The 587-nt window shown below is 18.0% G+C and carries 1 protein-coding gene; it reads right to left on the reverse strand.

Going from position 1 to position 587, the window contains the following annotated elements; all coding sequences use genetic code 4:
* Nucleotides 1-146 precede the first annotated feature (146 nt).
* Nucleotides 147-485: a hypothetical protein gene (locus EHV01_RS06415; protein ID WP_422066730.1), complete on the reverse strand. Its 339-nt coding sequence runs from the start codon at nt 483-485 to the stop codon at nt 147-149.
* Nucleotides 486-587: the final 102 nt, after the last annotated feature.

Consider the following 587-nt stretch of genomic DNA (forward strand, 5'->3'; position numbering starts at 1 on the left):
WTWTATTAGACTTCTTGCATAACCTAGTTATTTTAAAATTCCTATAAAATATATTTAAAATAGAAATTATAGGAATTTTAAAATAACTAGGTTATGCAAGAAGTCTATTTAAAAATATTATAATTTATTTTTTACGATTTTCATACTTATTTGATTTCCTTGATAAGTTCTTCGTATGCTTGTTTTTGTCTTCAATAATGTTGATTAGTTCAAATACTATTAAAATTATTTTCAATAGTTTTATATGTATCAGAATATACAATCATTGTTCTTGATAAATTTGTATCTAATTTATTTTCTTTTAGTACATTTTTAATATCCAATAAATTATTATTATCTTTTACTTGATTAAAAATAATATTTATTAATGGTACATTTTTATTTGTTAATCTACAAAAATTATTTAAGGTATTTTTTAAATCTAATACTCCTTTAACACTATTTATTCCATCATTTATGGGTACAATTATTAAATCAGATAACATTAGACTTCTTGCATAACCTAGTTATTTTAAAATTCCTATAAAATATATTTAAAATAGAAATTATAGGAATCTAAAATTATGAAATTTGATAAATTTGATWAT

This window comes from Spiroplasma sp. hy2 (genome assembly GCF_044714365.1).
Taxonomy (GTDB): Bacteria; Bacillota_I; Bacilli_A; order Mycoplasmatales; family Mycoplasmataceae; genus Spiroplasma; species Spiroplasma phoeniceum.